Here is a 19,738-nt window from a genome sequence, read left to right as displayed (position 1 = left end):
CTCTCCCTTTTTCCAGGTGATGATTCAAACAGACAGATATCAGGCCGGAGCACTCTCCTGCGCTGAGGGCACAAAGGGGCGCAGCCGCAGGAAGAACACCGGCAAGACCACCAGCACCATCAGGAAGAAGATGCCGCCGCCAAGGGGCTCGAACAGCACGCCGCAGAGTGCCATCAGAGCCGCCACCGTCATGCCAAGACCCAGCGCAGCGTAGAGGGACTGGGTCGGGATCAACTGCTCGGCCGGTAGCTGGCGGGTCATGAAGCGCACTGCCCCGAGATGGCTCACCCCGAAAGTGACCGCGTGGAGCAGCTGCCCCAGCACCAGTACCCACAGCTCGGTCGAAGCCCCCAGCAATACCCAGCGCACCACGCAACCGATGGCTCCGGCGATAAAGAGGCTCTGCGCCCCGAAGCGTTGCAGGAAGCGCTTGTCGGCGGCGAACATACAGATCTCGGCCACCACCCCGATCGCCCATAGGTAACCGATGATGGTGCCGCTATACCCTTGCGCCTTCCAGTAGATGGCACTGAAACCGTAGTAGGCGGCGTGGCTTCCCTGCAGCAGCGCAGTCAGCAACAGGAAGCGGCGCACCGGCGCGCTGCGCAGGGTCGCCAGCAGGGATGCCTTGGCGCGCTCCCCCTGCACATCCTGTGGCGCGGGACTAAGTGGCAGCCAGCTGAGCAACAGCATCAGCACCAGCCCCGCCACCATGGTGTGCAAAATCCAGTCGCTGCCGAAGTTGCCCACCAGCGCCCCCACCAGGGTCGAGGCAACGATAAAGGCAAACGAACCGCAAAGTCGCACCTTGCCATAGTCGATATGCGCCTGCACCACCATGCGGGTCGCCAGCGCCTCACCCACCGGCATCAGGGTCGGATAGATAAAGTTCGCCAGCAGGGTCAAGCCCACCAGCCACCAGAGGTGATGACTGAGATAGAAGCCGAGAAACGCCAGCAGACTGAGCAGGGAGAGCAACCGGGTAACCGGCAGCAGATGGCCCGCCCCCTTGATCTGCCCCATCACCATCAGGTTGCCGGCAAAGCGGATCGCCATCCCCGCCCCCAGCAGCAGACCTATCATCTCGGCACTGACGCCCACCCCCTCCAGCCAGAGCGACCAGAACGGCAAGTAAGCACCGTAGACAAAATAGAAGGCGCCGAAAAAGAGCGCTAACCAGGAAAACGCGGGCATAGATCCTCTGCAACCGGATGACGGGAGCAGAATGATAACCCATCCGCACCCACAGATCCCGATGGAAACCCCGCGAAGAAAACGAAAAAACTTCAATAAAATTGAACTATTACCGAAGATGCGGGGTCTACCTGGTAACACCTCCTCCTGGTTAGTGTTGCAATCCTTCCACCCGCCCACGGCGGGTTTCTTTTTTAGGCAAACATTTGATCTGCTCCATCGTCACAACATGGCAGCGACAAAAAAGGGGCCGAAGCCCCTTTGATTATCTGCGTCTGTTGTTTGCTCTTTAGAATACGTATTTGACCCGTGCACTCAGGTTGCGGCCCGGTTCGGTCATCAGGCTGTTGTCGGAACCTGCATCACGACCGGCGATGCGCTCGTAGCTGGTGTACTCCTTGTCAAACAGGTTGAAGACCCCGACGTTGAGCTGCAGATCGCTCATCGGGTTGAACTGGGCGTACATATCCACGACACCCCAACCGGCGCTCTTCACGTAATCGTTGCCTTTGCTGTCTTTACGGACTTTGTCCATATCGTCAGCAAAGCGCAGCGCGGTATTGAAGTTCCACTGGAACTGTTCCAGACGCACACCGACGGAGCCGTTGAGCGGGCTCAGGCTGTTGATATAGTTGCCATCCCCATCCTTGCCTTCGATGTAGGCGAGGTTGCCCCAGACATTGACGATGTCGTTGAGCCAGTAATCCGCCTTGGCTTCGACCCCTTTGGTGGTCGCCTTGCTCAGGTTCTGGTACTGATAGACGGCGGTGCGCCCCTCTTTGCCCACTTCCACCATCTCGATGAAGTCTTCAAACTTGTTGTAGAAGCTGGCTACTTCATAGCTGAAGCCGTTGCTGCTGCCACGCACACCAAGATCGATGCCGTCGCTGCTCTCCGGATTGAGGTTCGGGTTGGGCTCGATGCGATAGCCGTAAGCCTGATGGTTCAGGGTGGAGAAGGCGCTGTCATACATGGGGGCCTTGAAACCGTGGCTGTACTGGGCGAACAGGTTGGCCGCCTCGTGGGCCTTGAACACCAGACCCAGCTTGGGTGACAACTCCCCTTCGGAGAACTTGTGCAGCTTGTCGCCGGTGTAGGCGGGATCGTCCGGGGTCATCCGGTAGTAGTCATAACGGGCACCCGGGGTCAGTACCCAGCGCTCGCCAAACTTGATCTCGTCAAAGGCCCACAGGGCGCTGCGCTCGCTGGTGGTAGCCGGGAAACTCAGCTCGTTGTAGCCGACAAAATCACCGGGAGTCGTCGGCCCCTTGTAACGGGTACGTTCGTTGTCGGTGTGCTCGTATTCAGCCCCCCAGGCCAGGCGGTGGTTGGCGACCGCCTTGTGGAACTGCAGCTGGGCGCCGATGTTCTTCTGATCGAACACGTTGTGATCAAGCGAGTTTTTGGTCACATAGGGGTTGCCGGGGCTGACCGGATACTTGGATGAGGCGTACTGATCCAGTGTCTGCTTGGTGCGGGCGAAGTAGACCTTGCTATCCATCCGATCGGCCCAGCCTTGATTCAGCGCGATGCCGTGATCCAGCACCACAGAGAGGTTGTCGGTCTGCTTGTCGGTGATGGGCTGATCAAAGACACGGGCAGTACCGGTACCGACCTTGTTGAGCTTGACCGCATCCGGCTCCTCGCCATCGGTCAGGTAGTCAACGGTCAGCTTGAGGAACTGCTCATCGGAGAGGTTCCACTTGCTCTTGAGCAGCAGAGCGTGGGTACCGATATCGAAGTCGTTCTTGGTGGAGTCGAAATTCTGGGTCACACCGCCATCGCGCCAGGTGTAGCGCAGCAGGTTCTCCACTTCACCAGTGCGCAGGGCGCCGGTAAAGCCCGCCATCTTCTGGTGGCTGCTGGAGGCGTAACCGCTGGTCACATCCAGATAACTATCCTTGCCCTTGAGGAAATCGCTGGCATCCTTGGTGGTGATGGCAATCACGCCACCCAGCGCATCGGAACCGTAGGCGGCAGACGCCGGCCCCTTGGCCACTTCTACCTGCTTGATCATGTCGGTATCGAAGTAGCTCTGGCCAACCCCACCCTTGCTGTAGGCATCGTTCTGGCGCACACCGTCGCGCACCACCTTGACCCGGTTTTCCCCCATGCCGCGGATGATAAAGGTCTGCGCATCCCCCTGACCGCCGAGCACGGTCACACCGGGTTCGTAGCGGAACAGGTCGGCAACGTTGGTGACGACCTGCTCTTCAATCTGCTTGGCGGTGATCACCGAGATGGGGCCGGAGACATCTTCCAGTTTTTGCTCCATCCGTGAGCCGCTGACGACCACGACTTCATCCGCCTTCTGGGTGGCAGCAAAGACCTGGGAGGAGAGACCAGCCGCCACGGCGAGGGCAACCAGAGAGAGTGCGTTATGATGGGTCACAGCGAATCCTTATTGAGAACTGTTATCAAACAGGCCGCATATTACCCGGCTCTAGACAAAGATCAACAAGAAACGAAATCATTCTCATTTGTTTTGAACCAAATTGGTTTTACACTGTCGCCCTGTGTTGCCCTTATTCTCTATTAGCCCCCCGAGATGCACCGGCATCCGGGCATATCAGCCGTGAGATCCCATGATTAGACGACTTCCCCTGCTCGCCCTGCCGCTGCTACTGGCAGCCTGTGCCACCCCCACCCAACCGACCCAGTCATCACAGTTGCAGACGCTCTATGACTACCGGCTAAGCGGCGAAAGAGAAGCAGACCTGACGCTGGAGCAAGCAATCGCGCGCATTGCCGACGCCGACATCATTCTGGTGGGTGAGCTGCACAGCCATCCCGCCGTGCATCTGTTGCAATCGCGCCTGCTGAGCGGGCTCTACACCGCAGGTCAGCAGCACGGTCGGCCATTGGCCCTCTCCATGGAGCAGTTCAGCCGCGCCGATCAGAAGACGTTGGATGCCTATCTGGCGAACCAGATTGGTGAAGCGGCCTTGATCCGCGAAGGCAACGCCTGGCCCAACTATCCGAGCGACTACCGCCCGCTGGTAGAGTTTGCCAAAGCGCACCAGATGCCGGTGATCGCCGCCAACGCCCCCAAGCCGCTGGTGAGCTGTGTCGGTCAGGAGGGGGCTGAGTGGCTAGACAAACTGCCCGCGTCGCGTCGCAGCCAGCTGGCCCGCCAACTGACGCAGGGGGATGATCCCTATCGCCAGAAATTTATGGCTTCCATGCACCACGGCGATGCCGACAGCAACGCCCGCCGCTTCGCCGCCCAGACCAGTTGGGATGACACCATGGCCGAGAGCATGGTGGATTATCTCGCCAAGCACCCGGGCCAGCAGATCATGCATATCGCCGGCAATTTCCACGTCGAGGGGGGGCTTGGGCTCGCCAGTCGCATCGCCAGCCGCAATCCTGCCCTCAAGGTAGCGCTGGTCGTGCCCCGCACAGATGAGACCTCTGTTGCAGATCCCGCAGCCGATGTGCAGGTAACCATCATGCCGCTGCCTAAGCGCTGGCAAAACAGTGACGAGATGAAGCAAGATATGGGCGCGCTGCATCAATCCCGCAGTCGTGACTGCAGCCAGTGGCTGCAACCCTAATCTTCCAGGAAACGGCGGGTAAAATATGGATGTGTTACTGATCATCGATGTGCAGCAAGGCTTGTTCAACGAGCCCCGTTACCGCCAGGAGCAGGTGCTGGCCAATATCAATCGGGCTGCGGCCCATGTCAGACAGCAACAGGGACGGGTCATCTATATCCAGCATGACTCGCCCCCTGGTACCGAACTGGAACCGGGTACCCCGGGTTGGCAGTTGCACAGTGCACTGCAACCGGCCAAGGGAGAGAGCCGGGTACGCAAAACGGCCTGTGACAGCTTTCTCGACACCGAGCTCGCCTTCCTGCTGGCCGAGCAGCCGGTCGATCGACTGATCCTCTGTGGCTGTGCCACCGATTTTTGCGTCGACACCACGGTGCGCAGTGCGGCCTCCCATGGGTACGAGGTGCTGGTGTTGAGCGATGGTCACACCACCGCCGATCGCCCCCACCTGAGCGCGGCCCAAATCACCGAGCACCATCACTGGATGTGGCGCCACCTCAGCCTGCCGGAGGGGCGCAGTGTCACCCTGCTCACCACCGACGAGCTGCTGGCAGTAACACCCACCCTGCAGCCGTGCTAATCTGCGAGCCTCGCCTCGTTTCTCACTGGAGTCTGTCGTGCGCCTGTTGTCTGCCACCCTGTTGTTGATTGTTCCCCTGCTGTCGGCCTGCTCCAGCTTGCCCGGACAGAAGTATGACGAGCCGGAACCTCTTTTTCTGACCCACATCAACGAGGAGGGGAGCAAGCGGTTCACCTTTGAAGCCGCACCCAACGACACCTTGCCGCGCGGCCTCTCGGCGGCCCAGAGCCAGCGGCTGCTGGAACAGCGAGAGGCGTTGCAGGAGAACCTGCTGACCGAGACCCTGGCGACCAAGCAGTATTGCCGCCAGGGCTACATAGTGCTGAGCCAGACCTCCTGGAAGGTGCGGGGGGAGTGCAACGAAACGGCCACCGACGCCGATCGTCGCGCTTTTCCCAACAAGGCCAGCTGGCAGGATTGAACTGGAGGATGAGATAACGCAATAAAAACGGGCAGCCAATTGGCTGCCCGTTTTGTTATGACGGCTGTCGTGGTCGACAGGGATTATCAGACCGGCGCATCGGCCGGGCTGGTGAGCTCGGCACCGTTGTCGATGCGCTTGTGCCCTTCCACCAGATGGACGAAATCCACCAGCTCGTCACCGGAAACCGCGAACGCCTGTCCGAAGCCCTTGACGAACAGCCCCTGCTCCGGCTTGAGGCGGAACAGTTTGAAATCCTTGAGGTTGGAGAGACCCTTGATGATCTCGCCAAAACGACCTTCCAGTGCCGCCACCGCCTTGCTCCAGCGGGCGTCGTCACGGGCCACCACTTCAGCCACCGCATCGAAGGTCAAGCGCTTGCGGGCAAACAGCTCGCGGGCACCGCTCTCATCCTCGATCAGCATCAGGGATACCCGGGGCACCTGTTGCAGGTTGCGGGCGTGGCGGGCGATCTCGGAGATCAGCACATAGTAGCCATCTTCCTGCAGCACAAACGGGGCATAGCTGGCGTTGGGATTGCCTTCGCCATCGACGGTGGCGAGCTGCAGGGTGCGGCAGCTGTCGCGAAACTCGCGGATCTCCGGTTGCAGGCGGTTCTGCAGACGCTCCTGACGTTCACTCATGCTTTGACTTCCTCTTGAGAGTTGTGGCGCAGCGCCATAAAACGGGTGACCTGATCGGCCAGCAGCTGGCGTTTCTCGTCGCGACCCAGATAGACCTTGAAAATGCAGCGGCCGGAGTGACCGAAGAACTGGAAGGAGTGCCCCTCCTTGCCCATGAACAGCTTGCTGACCAGCGCAATCCCCGCCACGTTGTCGAGCTTGAGATGACCATGCAGCTCACCGTCGCGGCCCATCAGGTTGTAGTAGCCGCGTGCGTCCTTGCCTTTCGGGAAGGGGGCTTTGACCTCGAAGATGGAACCTTCTGATTCGACGATGGTGGTCACCGGGCCCCAGTCGGCCAGATCTTCCAGCAGACCTTGTGCGCGATCGGCGGGCAGCAAGGTCACCAGCTCGGCGGGCAGATGGCGAACCACCTCCCATTCGCTGATGGCAAGCTGGGCCGCCAGGGTGGACGGATGAGCGCCGGGATCCTGCTCCAGCAGCGCGTGAATGCGTTGTGCAATGCTCATGTTTTCTCCCTCTGCGGGACCATATTGTCCCGCTGTTTATCATGGCGGCTACTCTAATAAAGCACCGGAATCAATGCAATTGATAATTGCTATCATTATCAGTGCATTTTTTCCAAAGCCTTGATATTCTCGGCGGCACACCCGTTTCATTCACCCCTTCGGAGGTTAGCATGGGCCGTCGTCTTGCCCTCGCCATCACCCTGCTCTGCAGTTCACTCTCTTCCTTCTCTGCCGTTGCCGCCGACGGACAGAAAGAGCGTATCGTCAGTATCGGCCCGGCCACCACTGAACTCATTCTGGCTCTTGGCGGTGAATCGAGCCTGATCGCCACCGATGTCAGCAGCCCCTTGCCAAAAGGGTTGCCCAAGGTGGGTTATCACCGGGCTCTGGCCGCCGAAGGGATCCTGAGCCTCTCTCCCACCCGACTGGTGGGCAGCGACGAGATGGGCCCGGCCCCGACCCTGGATCAGCTGCGTCGTGCCGGGGTCAAGGTGGAGGTGCTGGATACCGCGCCGACCCTCGCCAACCTCAATCAGCGTATCGACACCCTCGCCAGCCTGCTGGGCGATAAAGCCGCTGGCGATCGCCTGAAGGTTGAGATCCAGGCTCAGACTGCTCAGCTGGCGGCGCAAGCCAAACAGAACAAACCGCTCAAGGTCGCCTTCCTGCTGCTGCACAAGGGGCAACCCACCAGCATCGCCGGGGGGGACACCACTGCCAGCGCGCTGATCTCGCTGGCGGGCGGCATCAATCCGGTCGCCGAGTTACGCAACTACAAGCCGGTATCCGCCGAATCCCTCATCGAGATGCAGCCCGATCTGGTGCTGGTTAGCGGTCGTGACTGGCAGCAATATGCCGATCCGGCCAAGGTGCTGGCGGAAGTGCCCGCCTTGGCGGCTACCCCGGCAGGCAAGCGCAACGCCATTCACGCCATCGACGGTCACGCCCTGCAAGGGGGCCTGAGCCTCAACTCCCTGCAACAGGCGAACCAGATCGCCCAGTGGATCAAGCAGGGGTCATGATGCGGTTACCCCTCTCCTGGCTGCTGGCCTTTACCACGGCCGCACTGGCACTGTTGCTGCTCGGTTCGCTGGCAACCGGCCCTATGACCCTCACCCTGGGCGAGAGTCTGCGGGCGCTGTTTGCCGGGCAGGAGAGCGGGATTGAGTCGCACAAACTGCTGATCGTGCAGGAAATTCGCCTGCCGAGAACCCTGCTCTGCATCGCAGTGGGGGGGATTCTAGGGCTCTGTGGTGCCGTGATGCAGGGGCTGTTTCGCAACCCCCTGGCTGACCCCGGCATCATAGGTGTCTCCGGCGGTGCGGCGCTCGGTGCGGCGCTCGCCATCGTGCTGCTGGCCCCCCTCGGCCAGCAGCTGCAAGCCACCATCGGGGTTGGTCTGCTGCCGCTGCTCGCCTTTCTCGGCGGCGCCCTCACCACCACCCTGGTCTATCTGCTCGGCACCCGTGAGGGGGGCACCTCGGTCACTGTCATGCTGCTGGCCGGGGTCGCCATCACGGCGCTCTCCGGTGCAGTGATCGGCCTGCTCACCTATCTGGCGGACGATCAGATGCTGCGCAACCTGAGCCTGTGGCAGATGGGAACGCTGGCGGCAGGCAAACCGGCCGATGTGGCGCTGGCCCTGCTCACCCTGGCGGCCCTGCTGTGGCTCTTTATGCGCGATGCCAATCCCCTCAATGCCCTGCTGCTGGGTGAAGGGGAGGCTCGTCATCTGGGGGTCAATGTGCAATCCCTCAAACGTCGTCTGATTCTGCTCACAGCGGCGGGCGTCGGGGTGGCGGTAGCGGTATCGGGGATGATCGGCTTCGTCGGGCTGGTGGTGCCTCATCTGGTGCGCCTGCTGGCGGGTCCCAACCATGTCAGGTTGCTGCCGCTATCGGCCCTGCTTGGCGCCGCCCTGCTGCTGGCAGCCGATATGCTGGCACGCACCCTGCTGGCCCCTGCCGAGCTGCCGGTGGGCATCATCACCGCCCTGCTCGGCGCCCCCTTCTTCATCTGGCTGCTGGTAAAAGGCCGCCGCGCCCTGTGATACGGACTGTTATGCAACCACTCTCATCCTCACTCTCCGCCCCCCTGTTGAGCTGCACCCGACTCAGCCTGCGCCGTGGCCAGCGCCAGATCCTGGATGGGCTCGATCTTAGTCTCGAGAGCGGTACCCTCACCGCGCTGCTCGGCCCCAACGGGGCGGGCAAGAGCTCGCTGCTCAAGTGCCTGACCGGCGAGCTGGAATATGAGGGTTCCATCACCCTGTTTGGCGCAGATCGCCAGCAGTGGGACAGCAGCCAGCTGGCCCACCGACTCGGGGTATTGCCGCAAAGCTCCTCCCTCAACTTCCCCTTTCTCTGCGAGGAAGTGGTCGCCATGGGGCGCCTGCCACACAGTGAACCGGCGGCGCGGCGCGACGAGATTGTGGCAGCGGCCATGACCCATGCCGGGGTCGAGCATCTGGCCAAGCGGCTCTATCCGGGGCTCTCCGGCGGCGAGCGGCAGCGGGTGCAGTTTGCCCGGGTGCTGGCGCAGATCTGGCAGGCCCCCTCTCCGACCGAGCAGACCGAGCAACCCCGCTTGCTGCTGCTCGACGAACCCACCTCGGCGCTCGATCTGAAATACCAGCATCAGCTGCTCACCATGGCGCGCGCCCTGGCCAGCCGCAATACTGCAGTGCTGGTGGTGCTGCACGACCTCAATCTGGCGGCGCGCTATGCCGATCGGCTGGTGATGCTGGAACGGGGCAAGCTGATGGCCGATGGCACACCTGCCAAGGTGCTCACCCCTGAGCTGATTGCCCGTCTCTATGACTATCCGGCACAGGTGATCCACCACCCCGAGAGCGGCCTGCCGATGGTGGTGTAGTCATTCTTTCTGATGCGAGATGCTCGATCGAACCACTGCAACCCTATAATGGCAGCCTGTTAACCGACGCAGGTGTCACCATGATTCGCTTTGCCACGTTTAATGTCGCTTTTGATCGCTCTGCTGCCGGTATGCTGACCGGTGAGCTGGCGCTGACCCGCACCGAGCAGGATGCCCTGCTGGCCCGCCTCGCCGAAGGGAGCCTGAGCGGCGCCACGGAAACCAAAGCCAAGAACGTGCAGCAGATCCGCAACGTGGCGGAGATCATCCAGCGCACCCGTCCGGATGTGTTCCTGCTCAACGAGTTCGACAACGACGGCAAAGGCGAGAGCACCGCCGATCTGAAAGCCTTCAACGACAACTATCTGGCTCACGCCCAGCACGCAGAGGTGACGGCCATCAGCTATCCGGTGATGCAGAACTTCGCCACCAACACCGGCCTGATGAGCGGTTATGACCTCAATCTGGATGGCAAGGTCAACAGCGGCCCCGACGATGCCTGGGGCTTTGGCAACTACCACGGCCAGTACGCCTTTGCGGTGATGTCCAAATACCCCATCGACACCAAGCAGATCCGCACCTTCCAGCACTTCAAGTGGAAGGATATGCCGGGCGAGCAGAACCCCATCATCGATGACTGCAACAATCCCAAGGTCAAGATCCCGGCCAGCCGCCAGTGTGGTGATGCCTGGTATTCAGACGCCGCCTGGCAGCAGTACCCGCTCTCCTCCAAGAACCACGCCGATGTGCCAGTACGGATCAAGACCGAGAAGGGTGAAGAGGTGATCCACTTCCTGATCTCCCACCCGACCCCGCCGATCTTTGCCAACGCGGCGCGTCACACCGTCAAGCACAACCGCGCCGAGATCGCCTTCTGGAACGACTACGTCAAGGGTCTCAACTACATGACCGATGACAAGGGCACCAAGGGTGGGCTGGCCAAAAACGCCAAGTTCGTTATCGCGGGTGATTTCAACGCCGATCCGCTCACCGGTGACGGTGACCTGACCGCCATTCAGGATTTGCTAAACAACCCGCTGATGAATCAGGCCATCACCAATGGCACCCTGATCCCGGTCAGCGAAGGGGGCCCGGAGTGTGTCAGCAAGGGGGCCGACTGCAAACGCAACCTCACTCGCCCCAACCCGGAACGCATCACCAACTCCAGCGTGCTGCAGCTGGATCACGTCATCCCCTCCGCCAACCTCAACGCGGTCAAGAGCGGCGTCTTCTGGCCTGCCAGCTTCGAGGCCGGTGATCACCTGGTCTATGATGCGAAACTCGGCATCGCCAAGGGAGTCAGCTCGGATCACCGCATGGTGTGGGTCGATCTCAAACTCGACTAACTCTGCCATGACCCCGCTGCGGCGGGGTCTTTTCTTGGCGATGACTGGCGAGTTGACCACGGCTCATTAGTCCACCGCTTGGCATTGAGTTATCCATCCATAACTCATCCATAGCCGTTGAATAGGCCCTCCGATCACAGAACCGCCGCGCCAATGGTGGTAGCATGCCTCCTCTTGCCATCCGGCCGCACGGCGGATCCGGTGGCCCTCCCTCCTCCGCTTTCACTTTTTGAGGAACGATTTGATGGAACTGCTTCTGCTTAGCAACGGTAAAGCCAACGAATTTCCGGGTCTGCTCGGCTGGGCCCGGGATCGGGTTCAAAGCCTGCTCGCGCGCAAACAGGTCAAGCGCATCCTGCTCATCCCCTACGCGGTGATCCGCAGCGACTGGGATGCCCGTGCCAACGAGCTGCAGGAGAGTCTGGGAGTCGATGCAATCAGCATCCACCACTTCGATGATCCGGTTGATGCCATCAATCAGGCGGACGCCATCTTTATCAGCGGCGGCAACACCTGGCGCCTCAACCAGATGCTGCACGAAAACGGCCTGATCGTGCCGATCCAGCGTGCCGTGCGCGAGCGGGGCGTCCCCTATGTGGGCTGGAGCGCCGGTTGCAACGTGGCGACCCCGAGCATCCGTACCACCAACGACATGCCGGTTTGCAGCGCCGCCGTGCTGCCGGCGCTGGGCCTGTTCCCGCTGCAGATCAACCCGCACTATCTGGACGCCAGCATCAGCGGCCACATGGGCGAGACCCGCGACGAGCGTCTGGCCGAGTTCTGCGCCATCAACCCGAGCGAGCACGTGGTGGCCCTGCGCGAAGCGAGCCTGCTACAGGTAAGTGGCGAGCGTCTGGAGTACTGGAGCGCCCGCGAGCAGGACTTCAAGATCTTCAAACACGGTCAGGAGCCGCAGGCCTTTATGGACGCAGCCCCGCTGGCCGAGCTGACCCCCTTCAAGGTCAGCTGAGCCACGAAGAGCGCCGCGCCACTTGCCAGCGGATAGCTCGCGAAACGGTAAAAACAAAAGAGGGATGGCTCAATGCCATCCCTCTTTTTTATCGTCATCTTTCAGCTGATTGCAGCCTGATTACTCACCCTGCAGGGTCACCAGTACCTTGCGGGCGCCACCATCGACGCGATGCTCGCCAAGCCAGATCCCCTGCCAGGTGCCGAGTGCCAGCTGACCGTCACGGATCGGCAGTAGCAGGCTCACCCCGAGCAGGGAGGATTTGATGTGGGCGGGCATGTCATCCGCCCCCTCATAGGTGTGGCGATAGTAAGGGGCATCTTCCGGCGCCAGCCGGTGCAGATGGGCCTCCATATCGCTGCGCACGCTGGGGTCGCAATTCTCGTTGAGGGTGAGCGAGGCGGAGGTATGTTGCAGCAGCAGGTGGGCCATGCCGACTCGGTAATCGGCCAGCATCGGCAGCTTGGCCACCAGCTCGTCAGTCACCAGATGAAAGCCCCGTGAATGGGGCTTCAGAGTCAGCAGGCACTGCTGCCACATCAGACGTACTCCATAAAGACGCGGGAGGTGAGTTTGGTGATGAGCTCGTAGGGGATGGTGCCAATCTCGTCGGCCACCCGCTCCACCGGCAACCCCTCGCCCCACAGCACCGCCTCGTCGCCGGCCTTGTCGGTTGCGCCGGGCCCAAGATCGACTGTGCTCATATCCATGGAGACACGCCCCACCAACGGCACGATTCGGCCGTTGATCAGCACGGAAGTGCCGTTGGGCGCCATGCGCGGATAGCCGTCACCATAGCCGATGGCGATCACGCCAAGGCGAGTATCGCGATCGGACACCCAGTTGGCGCCGTAGCCCACCGGCTCGCCCACCTTGTGATCCCGCACCGCAATCAGCTGAGTTTTGAGGGTCATCACCGGCTGCAGATCGTAATCGGCCGCCACCGTGTTGGGGAATGGCGACACGCCATAGAGGATGACACCGGGGCGAACCCAGTCGCAGTGGGAGTCAGGCCAGGCCAGAATGCCCGCCGAGTTGGCCATGGCCCGCTCGCCCGCCAGCGGTGCGGTCAACTTGCTGAACAAATCGATCTGCTCGCGGGTAATAGGCTGCTCCAGCTCATCGGAGCGGCTGAAGTGGGTCATGATGTTGAACGGCTGCACCACGTTCTTGCACTTGCCGAGTCGCTCGATAAAGGCGGGCATCTCGTCGGCCCGTACCCCGAGGCGGTGCATGCCGGTGTCGAGCTTGAGCCAGGCCACCACGGGGGCAGGTAGCTCGACCTGTTCCAGCGCTTCGAGCTGCTCCCAGGTGTGAACCGCCGTCTGCAGATTGTTGGCCGCCAGCACCGGCAGATCGTCGGCGGAGAAGAAGCCCTCCAGCAGCACGATGGGCTTGACCACGGCGCAGGAGCGCAACATCAGCGCCTCTTCGATACGGGCCACCGCGTAGGCATCCGCATCCACCAGGGTGCGGGCGACCGGCAGCAGTCCGTGGCCATAGGCGTTGGCCTTGACCACAGCGATGATCTTGCAAGCGGGAGCGTGGCGCTTGACCACGGCGAGGTTGTGGCGCAAGGCCGCAGTGTTGATTTGGGCAGTAGCCGCTTTCATGGTTTTCCCTTACGAGGGCACAAATGGTCTCCCCCTCATCGGGCCGAAGACCGCCACTCACTTATCGTCGTCGAAGGCCGGACCGGCATAATTGTCGAACCGGGAAAACAGGCCCTGAGCAGCAGCCAATGACTGGCTATCGATCAGGGCAATCGTGGTAATGGCGAAACCGCCATCACCTTGGGTTTACATCAATAATCGTCGTCAAACGCCGGACCGGCGTAGTTGTCGAACCGGGAGAACTGACCCTGAAAGGTGAGACGCACTCTTCCGATAGGGCCGTTACGCTGCTTGCCGATAATGATCTCGGCAATCCCCTTGTCCGGGCTGTCATCGTGATAAACCTCATCACGATAGATAAACATGATCAAATCCGCATCCTGCTCGATGGAGCCCGATTCACGAAGATCCGAGTTGACCGGGCGCTTGTCGGCCCGCTGTTCCAGGCTTCGGTTCAGCTGGGAGAGCGCCACCACCGGGCACTGCAGCTCTTTCGCCAAGGCCTTGAGGGAGCGAGAGATCTCGCCGATCTCCAGGGTACGGTTGTCAGAGAGCGCCGGCACCCGCATCAGCTGCAGGTAGTCCACCATGATCATGGATAGGCCACCGTGCTCGCGCGCCACCCGACGGGCACGGGAACGTACATCGGTCGGAGTGAGGCCGGAGGCGTCATCGATATACATCTTGCCCTTCTCGAGCAGCAATCCCATGGTGGAGGAGAGGCGTGCCCAATCCTCGTCGTCGAGCTGACCGGTACGCACCTTGGTCTGGTCGATACGACCGACCGAGGCGAGCATACGCATGATGATCTGCTCGGAGGGCATCTCCAGCGAGAAGATAAGCACCGGCTTGTCGGCGGTGAGGGCCGCATGCTCACAGAGGTTCATGGCAAAGGTGGTCTTGCCCATTGAGGGACGGGCCGCCACGATGATCAAGTCCGAACGCTGCAAACCGGCGGTCATCTTGTCGAGATCGTTGTAACCGCTAGATACCCCGGTAACACCGTTGTGCGGCGTCTTGAACAGCTCTTCAATCTTGTCGACGGTCTGCTCGAGGATGAGCTTCAGGGGCTGGGGCCCCTCGTTGGCGCTGGTGCGCTGCTCGGCAATCTTGAATACCTTGCTCTCGGCAAGATCCAGCAGATCGCCGGAGGTACGGCCCTGTGGCTCGTAACCCGCTTCGACTATCTCGTTGGCGACCGAGATCATCTCCCGTACGACCGCCCGCTCGCGCACGATTTCGGCGTAGGCGTTGATGTTGGCGGCACTCGGGGTGTTCTTGGCGATCTCCACCAGATAGGCGAAGCCGCCCGCCTCTTCCAGCTGTTCGGAGCGCTCCAGCTCCTCCTGCAGGGTGATGAGGTCGATGGGGTTGCCCACGTTGGAGAGGCGGGTCATAGCCTGGAAGATCAACCGGTGCGGACGGCTGTAGAAATCCTGATCGATCACCCGTTCGGCAACCCGATCCCAGGCATCGTTATCCAGCATCAGGCCGCCCAGTACGGACTGTTCGGCCTCAAAAGAGTGGGGAGGAACTTTCAGCTGTTGTGTCTTGGCGTCTTTTTTCGCCGTCACTTGCTCTGCCATACACATAAAAACCGCAGCGGGAAGGGGACGGGAATTTTACAAAAGAAAGCCAACTACGGCGAGCCCTATCTGGCGGCTCATACCATCATAAAGGGCCAAACCAGAGTCTGCTCTACCTTGACCATTTTGATTTTGCTTCGCATTTTGCGCTCCTTGCGACTCAATCTTCTGCTTTTCATCCGGTTTACTCCTCTTGTTTGACGCCGTATCGCGGCAACCTCGTTCATGAATAATTCATGCCAGAGGTGATATTGATGAATACAAGCTGCGACACAATTAGGGACAGGCAGCCTGCCATGCGCCTTGCTGAGCTTGCCAAAGCGGAGCATGCCCCACCCACAGACGAGAGTGAAAAGAGTCAAAATGAAAAAGATGCTGACCCTGTTTGCCGTGATCCTGGCCATTGGCCTGGGGGCACCTCACGCCGAAGCCAAGAAATTTGGCGGCGGCAAATCCTTTGGTAAAAGTTACAAAACTGCGCCGGCCCAGCCTGCGGCCAAACCGGTCGACACCAAGAATCCGACACTGAATGCCCAGACTCCGCCGAAAAAGAGCGGCATGATGGGTGGCCTGCTGGGCGGCCTGCTGGCTGGCGGCCTGTTTGCCTACCTGCTGGGCAGCGGTGCCTTTGAAGGTCTGCAAGGAATGGACTTCCTGCTGATCGCCCTGCTGGCGCTGGGGGCAGTCTTCCTGATCCGTACCCTGCGCAAGGGCAAGGTCGCGACACCACAGCCACAACAGGCGGCCTATGCGGGCTATCAGCCACCGCAATCCGCGGCCCCGCAGCAATTTGAGCAGAGCAACAGCGCACCGCAAGCCACCGGCTTTGCCGACAGCGACGTGCCGTTCCGCCTGCCGCTGGGCTTTGACATGAACAGCTTCCTGGCCGGTGCCCGCGATCACTATCGCACCCTGCAAGAGGCGTGGAACAAGAACGATCTGGAAAAAGTGCGCGAATACGTCAGCCCCGAGCTGTTTGAACAGCTCAAAGCCGAGCGCGCCGAACTGACTGGCGACCAGCACACAGAAGTAATGTATGTCGACACCCAGCTGGTACGTGCTGACTATGGCAGCGACTGGGCCCAGGTGAGCGTGCGCTTCAGCGGCCGCTACATGGACCGTCAGGAGCAGGTCGAAGAAGACATCAAAGAGGTGTGGCACCTCGAGCGCGATCTGGCCAAGAACAATGCCCCCTGGCATATCGTCGGTATCGAGCAGCTGTAAGGCTTCGCGCCTATCAGTTAGTCACTAGGCAATAGCCAGTCAGTTAAGCCTGACTGGCTATTTTTTTATGGGGCACAACGAGACCAAATAGAGACTGACGCTGGCTCGTTATAGCTGTTGGGACATGACCTAACATGGTCATATTGTGCTGATGAAGACACCGATTTGGTAACCCGTTTACGCACCGAGCCAAAAACACATCGCGGAATCGAGAAGGAAATAATGTTGAGCATTAACCAAAAATAAGCGCCCCTGTTAGCTTGGGAAAAGCCGCGAGCCTATTTGACAGACATAAAAAATCCGAAGCCAGAACAACCGGCTTCGGATTTCATCATCCAAGGAGGAGCAATTAATGAGCATTAATTGCTCGGTATGACTCCTACGGCAGATTTTTTATCATCGGCATGGCCGTGATCAGTGGTGATGGCCCTTGCCACCACAACCGCCACCACCGCAGCAGCCGCCGTGACCATGGTCGTCACCGTGGTCGTGGCCATGATCGTGACCGTGACCAGCACCACCGCAGCAACCGCCGTGGCCGTGATCTTCATCGTGGTCGTGACCATGACCGCCACAGCAGCCGCCGTGATCGTGGTCATGACCGTGATCGTGACCACAACCACCGGCACCGTGAACGTGGCCGTGGGCCAGCTCTTCGGCAGTGGCAGCACGCACGTCCTTGATCTCGACCTTGAAGCCCAGAGTCACGCCAGCCAGCGGATGGTTGCCATCTACCTTGACGAACTCTTCGGACACTTCAACCACGGTCACCGGACGGTGGCCATCGTCGGTTTCAGCGACAAAAGTATCCCCTTCGGAGACTTCCATGCCGTCGAACAGCTCGCCCGGTACTTCTTGTACCAGTGTCTCGTCATATTCGCCGTAGGCCTGGCTCGGTGCCAGAGTCACTTCGAAGGCTTCACCTACCGCGCGACCTTCCAGCTCGGCTTCCAGGCCAGAGACCAGGTAACGGGTGCCGTGCAGATAGACCAGCGGCTCTTTGCCGACAGTGCTGTCGATGACTTCACCGTGCTCGTCGGTGACTGTGTATTCCAGCGTAACCACGCTCAGAGGAGCTACTTTCATGTCAGGATCCTGCGGATAGAAAAAAACGGGCTCAGAATACCCTAAAAAGCGGGCCGCGCATATGCCGTGCGGCGCCACGGAGTGACGAAAAAAACGGCAACAGCGTCAGTAAGGAGACCCTCATTCCACCCGCCGTTCCCTTATCAGGGGCGAAACACCCCGATCACCTCTTCCGCCTCGCGAGTCTGCTTGTCGACCTCGGCGGGTGTTTGTACCTGGGTATCGCCACAGGCGACGCAGGTCACCTTCTCGACTCCATGCTCCAGATACAGCATCATGTTGTCCAATTTGCCGCACGCCGGGCAAACCGCACCGGCAATGAAGCGTTTTTTACGTCTGGTTTCCATATTTGTTACCTCCAGGCAGCATCATATCAGGGTTTTTACATGCATCACGCCATCGAGTATCACCATTTTTCCTGTCAGGGCCTGCACGCCGGCAACCGCAAACGGACCCCGGTCGGGCAGCTGTTGCGGATCACCCGGGGCGCTGCGCTGCTGAGACTGGGCCAACATGAGCTGTTGCTGCCGGCAGGCAGCAGCTTCTGGCTCTGCGCCGATGCCCTCGCGGCCTTCAGCCCCCTCAGCGGTTGTGATTACGATCAGCTGAGCGTCTCTTTGCGCGTGGATCAGCCGCAGCAGGCAGGCTGGCTGCAGACCACCCCGCTGCTCGATGCCCTGCTCGACTCGCTAGCCCTGTGGCAACGTCCGAAAGAGTGGCAAGGGGCCTACGGTCAGCGACTGCAGGTTATCCTGGATGAGCTGCAACAGTGCGCCATCAGCCAGCAGGGTCACGGTGAGCTGCAAGCCTGCTGGCAAGCGCTGGCCAATGGCCAACCGGAGTCTCTGCAACAGTGGGCACAACAAGCCGATGCGCCGGTGGAAGGGACTGCATTGCAACAACAGTGGCAACTGCTGCAGGCGCTCAGATTGCTCAAGGGCGGCAGCAAACCCGCGCAGGTGGCCAGCAAGCTGGGTTATGCCGATGAGGCCGCATTGCAAGCTGCCTGCCAACAGTGGGGAGTTGGCGAAGATGGTGATCAATAACCGGACGCCGATGTGAGTGCGCCAACGAAATTGGCTGAATGAGTCCAGTTTTTTGCCAGATGGTCGTTAACAAGGAAGGGCCATTCCCCCCGTAATCCTTTATGCTAGAGGCCTGAAGTGACTGCCAACGTTTCGACCAACAGGACATCTGCCATGACGAGCAAAGCCAATCAATCCCAGGGCATGTTGCTGTTTCACCTTTCAGCCAAACAATCCTTTGCCATCGGTACCCTCAAGGTGAAAGAGATAGTGCCCTACACCCAGCTGACGGCAATGCCCCACTCGCACCCGACCGTGTTAGGGGCTGCCAATATGCGCGGCTCCACCATTCCGGTGATCGACATGGCGATGGCGGTGGGCTATCGCCCCATCAGCAAGGAGGAGATGCCCCACTGCTTCATCATCATTACCGACTGCCGCCGCACCCTGGTGGGCTTTCTGGTACGGGGCATCGACAAGATCACCGAGTGCAACTGGCGCGATATCGAATCGCCACCCGCCTCCCTCGGCCACAATGTGTTCGTAACCGGTGTGACCCGGGTCAATGACCAGCTGATCCAGCTGCTGGATGTGGAGCTGATCCTCTCCCGGGTCTATCCGGATGATCCGAGCCACCTCTATCCGGTGCTAACCGATGTGCAGCGGGAACGGATCAAGCCGATGCGGATCCTGCTGGTTGATGACTCTTCGGTCGCCCGCCGTCAGCTGATGGCCGCCCTCGACTACATCAATATCCCCTATGAAGTCTGCACCAATGGCAAGGATGCACTGACCCTGATGCAAACGCGGGCGAGCCAGAAGACCCCCATCGACATTCTGGTGAGCGATATCGAGATGCCGGGGCTTGATGGCTACGAGCTGGCCTTCGAGGTACAGAGCGACAGCAAACTGGCGGGGGCCTACATCATCCTGCACACCTCCCTCTCCAGCGAGATCAGTGTGGAGCGAGCCCATCAGGTGGGTGCTCATGAGGCGCTGACCAAGTTCGAGGCCAATGAGCTGATCCAGGCCATGCTGCGCGGTGCCGAACATCACGATCGCCTGCTGAAATAAGCCAATGACTGGCGGGAGGAACACGCCTCCCGTCC

20 protein-coding genes are annotated in these 19,738 nt (G+C 60.4%); 11 read left to right on the top strand and 9 right to left on the bottom strand.

Annotation, left to right across the window (positions count from 1 at the left end):
• Positions 1 to 39: 39 nt before the first annotated feature.
• Both ACTG19_RS17725 and ACTG19_RS17720 read right to left on the bottom strand, forming a co-directional pair.
• Positions 40 to 1,194, bottom strand: coding sequence for a 3-phenylpropionate MFS transporter (locus ACTG19_RS17725; protein ID WP_439989349.1), 1,155 nt, complete (start codon positions 1,192 to 1,194; stop codon positions 40 to 42).
• Positions 1,195 to 1,483: 289 nt separating this feature from the next.
• Positions 1,484 to 3,586: a TonB-dependent hemoglobin/transferrin/lactoferrin family receptor gene (locus ACTG19_RS17720; protein WP_439989348.1), complete on the bottom strand. Its 2,103-nt coding sequence runs from the start codon at positions 3,584 to 3,586 to the stop codon at positions 1,484 to 1,486.
• A gap of 193 nt (positions 3,587 to 3,779) precedes the next feature.
• Here ACTG19_RS17720 and ACTG19_RS17715 point away from each other — a divergent pair, with 193 nt between their 5' ends.
• Genes ACTG19_RS17715 through ACTG19_RS17705 form a run of 3 tightly spaced genes read left to right on the top strand, consistent with a single transcriptional unit; the run spans position 3,780 to position 5,752 of the window.
• The gene (locus ACTG19_RS17715; protein WP_439989347.1) at positions 3,780 to 4,751 is read left to right on the top strand and encodes a ChaN family lipoprotein; all 972 of its coding nucleotides are present in this window, start codon (positions 3,780 to 3,782) and stop codon (positions 4,749 to 4,751) included.
• Between the two features lie 25 nt (positions 4,752 to 4,776).
• Positions 4,777 to 5,331 (top strand): cysteine hydrolase family protein, encoded by a 555-nt coding sequence (locus ACTG19_RS17710; protein WP_158114134.1) that lies wholly within the window; start codon positions 4,777 to 4,779, stop codon positions 5,329 to 5,331.
• Between the two features lie 37 nt (positions 5,332 to 5,368).
• Positions 5,369 to 5,752 carry a hypothetical protein gene (locus tag ACTG19_RS17705; protein WP_439989346.1) on the top strand — a complete coding sequence of 128 codons (384 nt, stop codon included), beginning with the start codon at positions 5,369 to 5,371 and terminating at the stop codon, positions 5,750 to 5,752.
• 86 nt (positions 5,753 to 5,838) lie between these two features.
• Here ACTG19_RS17705 and hutZ read toward each other — a convergent pair whose 3' ends face one another.
• Positions 5,839 to 6,396, bottom strand: coding sequence for a heme utilization protein HutZ (gene hutZ, locus ACTG19_RS17700; RefSeq protein ID WP_005335257.1), 558 nt, complete (start codon positions 6,394 to 6,396; stop codon positions 5,839 to 5,841).
• Positions 6,393 to 6,905: a heme utilization cystosolic carrier protein HutX gene (gene hutX / locus ACTG19_RS17695; RefSeq protein ID WP_005362516.1), complete on the bottom strand. Its 513-nt coding sequence runs from the start codon at positions 6,903 to 6,905 to the stop codon at positions 6,393 to 6,395. The genes hutZ and hutX overlap by 4 nt, the downstream gene beginning before the upstream one ends.
• 170 nt (positions 6,906 to 7,075) lie before the next feature.
• Between hutX and ACTG19_RS17690 the strand changes: the two genes are divergently transcribed.
• From ACTG19_RS17690 to pepE, 5 genes are all read left to right on the top strand, one after another.
• Positions 7,076 to 7,927, top strand: a complete 852-nt coding sequence (locus ACTG19_RS17690) for a heme/hemin ABC transporter substrate-binding protein (protein ID WP_439989345.1) — start codon at positions 7,076 to 7,078, stop codon at positions 7,925 to 7,927.
• On the top strand, positions 7,924 to 8,955 hold the full coding sequence (locus ACTG19_RS17685) for a FecCD family ABC transporter permease (protein WP_005335261.1): 1,032 nt from the start codon (positions 7,924 to 7,926) through the stop codon (positions 8,953 to 8,955). Before ACTG19_RS17690 ends, ACTG19_RS17685 begins: the two co-directional genes overlap by 4 nt.
• Before the next feature lie 11 nt (positions 8,956 to 8,966).
• Positions 8,967 to 9,779, top strand: a complete 813-nt coding sequence (locus ACTG19_RS17680) for a heme ABC transporter ATP-binding protein (RefSeq protein ID WP_113739641.1) — start codon at positions 8,967 to 8,969, stop codon at positions 9,777 to 9,779.
• An 80-nt stretch (positions 9,780 to 9,859) separates the two neighbouring features.
• The gene (locus tag ACTG19_RS17675) at positions 9,860 to 11,125 is read left to right on the top strand and encodes an endonuclease/exonuclease/phosphatase family protein (RefSeq protein ID WP_113739640.1); all 1,266 of its coding nucleotides are present in this window, start codon (positions 9,860 to 9,862) and stop codon (positions 11,123 to 11,125) included.
• A gap of 244 nt (positions 11,126 to 11,369) precedes the next feature.
• Complete coding sequence (pepE, locus tag ACTG19_RS17670) at positions 11,370 to 12,095, top strand: dipeptidase PepE (RefSeq protein ID WP_106842880.1); 726 nt, start codon at positions 11,370 to 11,372, stop codon at positions 12,093 to 12,095.
• 120 nt (positions 12,096 to 12,215) lie between these two features.
• On the opposite strand, the gene ACTG19_RS17665 is transcribed toward pepE, so the two are convergent.
• The 3 genes from ACTG19_RS17665 to dnaB form a co-directional block, all read right to left on the bottom strand.
• Positions 12,216 to 12,635 carry a secondary thiamine-phosphate synthase enzyme YjbQ gene (locus ACTG19_RS17665; RefSeq protein WP_113739639.1) on the bottom strand — a complete coding sequence of 140 codons (420 nt, stop codon included), beginning with the start codon at positions 12,633 to 12,635 and terminating at the stop codon, positions 12,216 to 12,218.
• On the bottom strand, positions 12,635 to 13,708 hold the full coding sequence (gene alr, locus ACTG19_RS17660) for an alanine racemase (RefSeq protein ID WP_439989343.1): 1,074 nt from the start codon (positions 13,706 to 13,708) through the stop codon (positions 12,635 to 12,637). Before alr ends, ACTG19_RS17665 begins: the two co-directional genes overlap by 1 nt.
• A 191-nt stretch (positions 13,709 to 13,899) precedes the next feature.
• The gene (dnaB, locus tag ACTG19_RS17655; RefSeq protein WP_041235109.1) at positions 13,900 to 15,294 is read right to left on the bottom strand and encodes a replicative DNA helicase; all 1,395 of its coding nucleotides are present in this window, start codon (positions 15,292 to 15,294) and stop codon (positions 13,900 to 13,902) included.
• A 363-nt stretch (positions 15,295 to 15,657) separates the two neighbouring features.
• Between dnaB and ACTG19_RS17650 the strand changes: the two genes are divergently transcribed.
• Complete coding sequence (locus tag ACTG19_RS17650; RefSeq protein WP_439989342.1) at positions 15,658 to 16,518, top strand: Tim44 domain-containing protein; 861 nt, start codon at positions 15,658 to 15,660, stop codon at positions 16,516 to 16,518.
• 414 nt (positions 16,519 to 16,932) lie between these two features.
• Here ACTG19_RS17650 and slyD read toward each other — a convergent pair whose 3' ends face one another.
• Both slyD and ACTG19_RS17640 read right to left on the bottom strand, forming a co-directional pair.
• On the bottom strand, positions 16,933 to 17,604 hold the full coding sequence (slyD, locus tag ACTG19_RS17645; protein ID WP_100645229.1) for a peptidylprolyl isomerase: 672 nt from the start codon (positions 17,602 to 17,604) through the stop codon (positions 16,933 to 16,935).
• Positions 17,605 to 17,747: 143 nt separating this feature from the next.
• Positions 17,748 to 17,951: a YheV family putative zinc ribbon protein gene (locus ACTG19_RS17640; RefSeq protein ID WP_005335287.1), complete on the bottom strand. Its 204-nt coding sequence runs from the start codon at positions 17,949 to 17,951 to the stop codon at positions 17,748 to 17,750.
• Between the two features lie 39 nt (positions 17,952 to 17,990).
• Here ACTG19_RS17640 and ACTG19_RS17635 point away from each other — a divergent pair, with 39 nt between their 5' ends.
• Both ACTG19_RS17635 and ACTG19_RS17630 read left to right on the top strand, forming a co-directional pair.
• Positions 17,991 to 18,650, top strand: a complete 660-nt coding sequence (locus tag ACTG19_RS17635) for a hypothetical protein (protein WP_201989834.1) — start codon at positions 17,991 to 17,993, stop codon at positions 18,648 to 18,650.
• Between the two features lie 153 nt (positions 18,651 to 18,803).
• Entirely contained in the window at positions 18,804 to 19,703 is a 900-nt protein-coding gene (locus tag ACTG19_RS17630) for a chemotaxis protein (RefSeq protein WP_005335289.1), read from the top strand.
• The last annotated feature ends 35 nt before the right edge of the window (positions 19,704 to 19,738 follow it).

Origin of the sequence: Aeromonas sp. 3P (assembly GCF_051919745.1) — a bacterium.
Classification (GTDB): domain Bacteria; phylum Pseudomonadota; class Gammaproteobacteria; order Enterobacterales; family Aeromonadaceae; genus Aeromonas; species Aeromonas veronii.
This window is presented reverse-complemented; position numbering and strand designations above follow the sequence as displayed.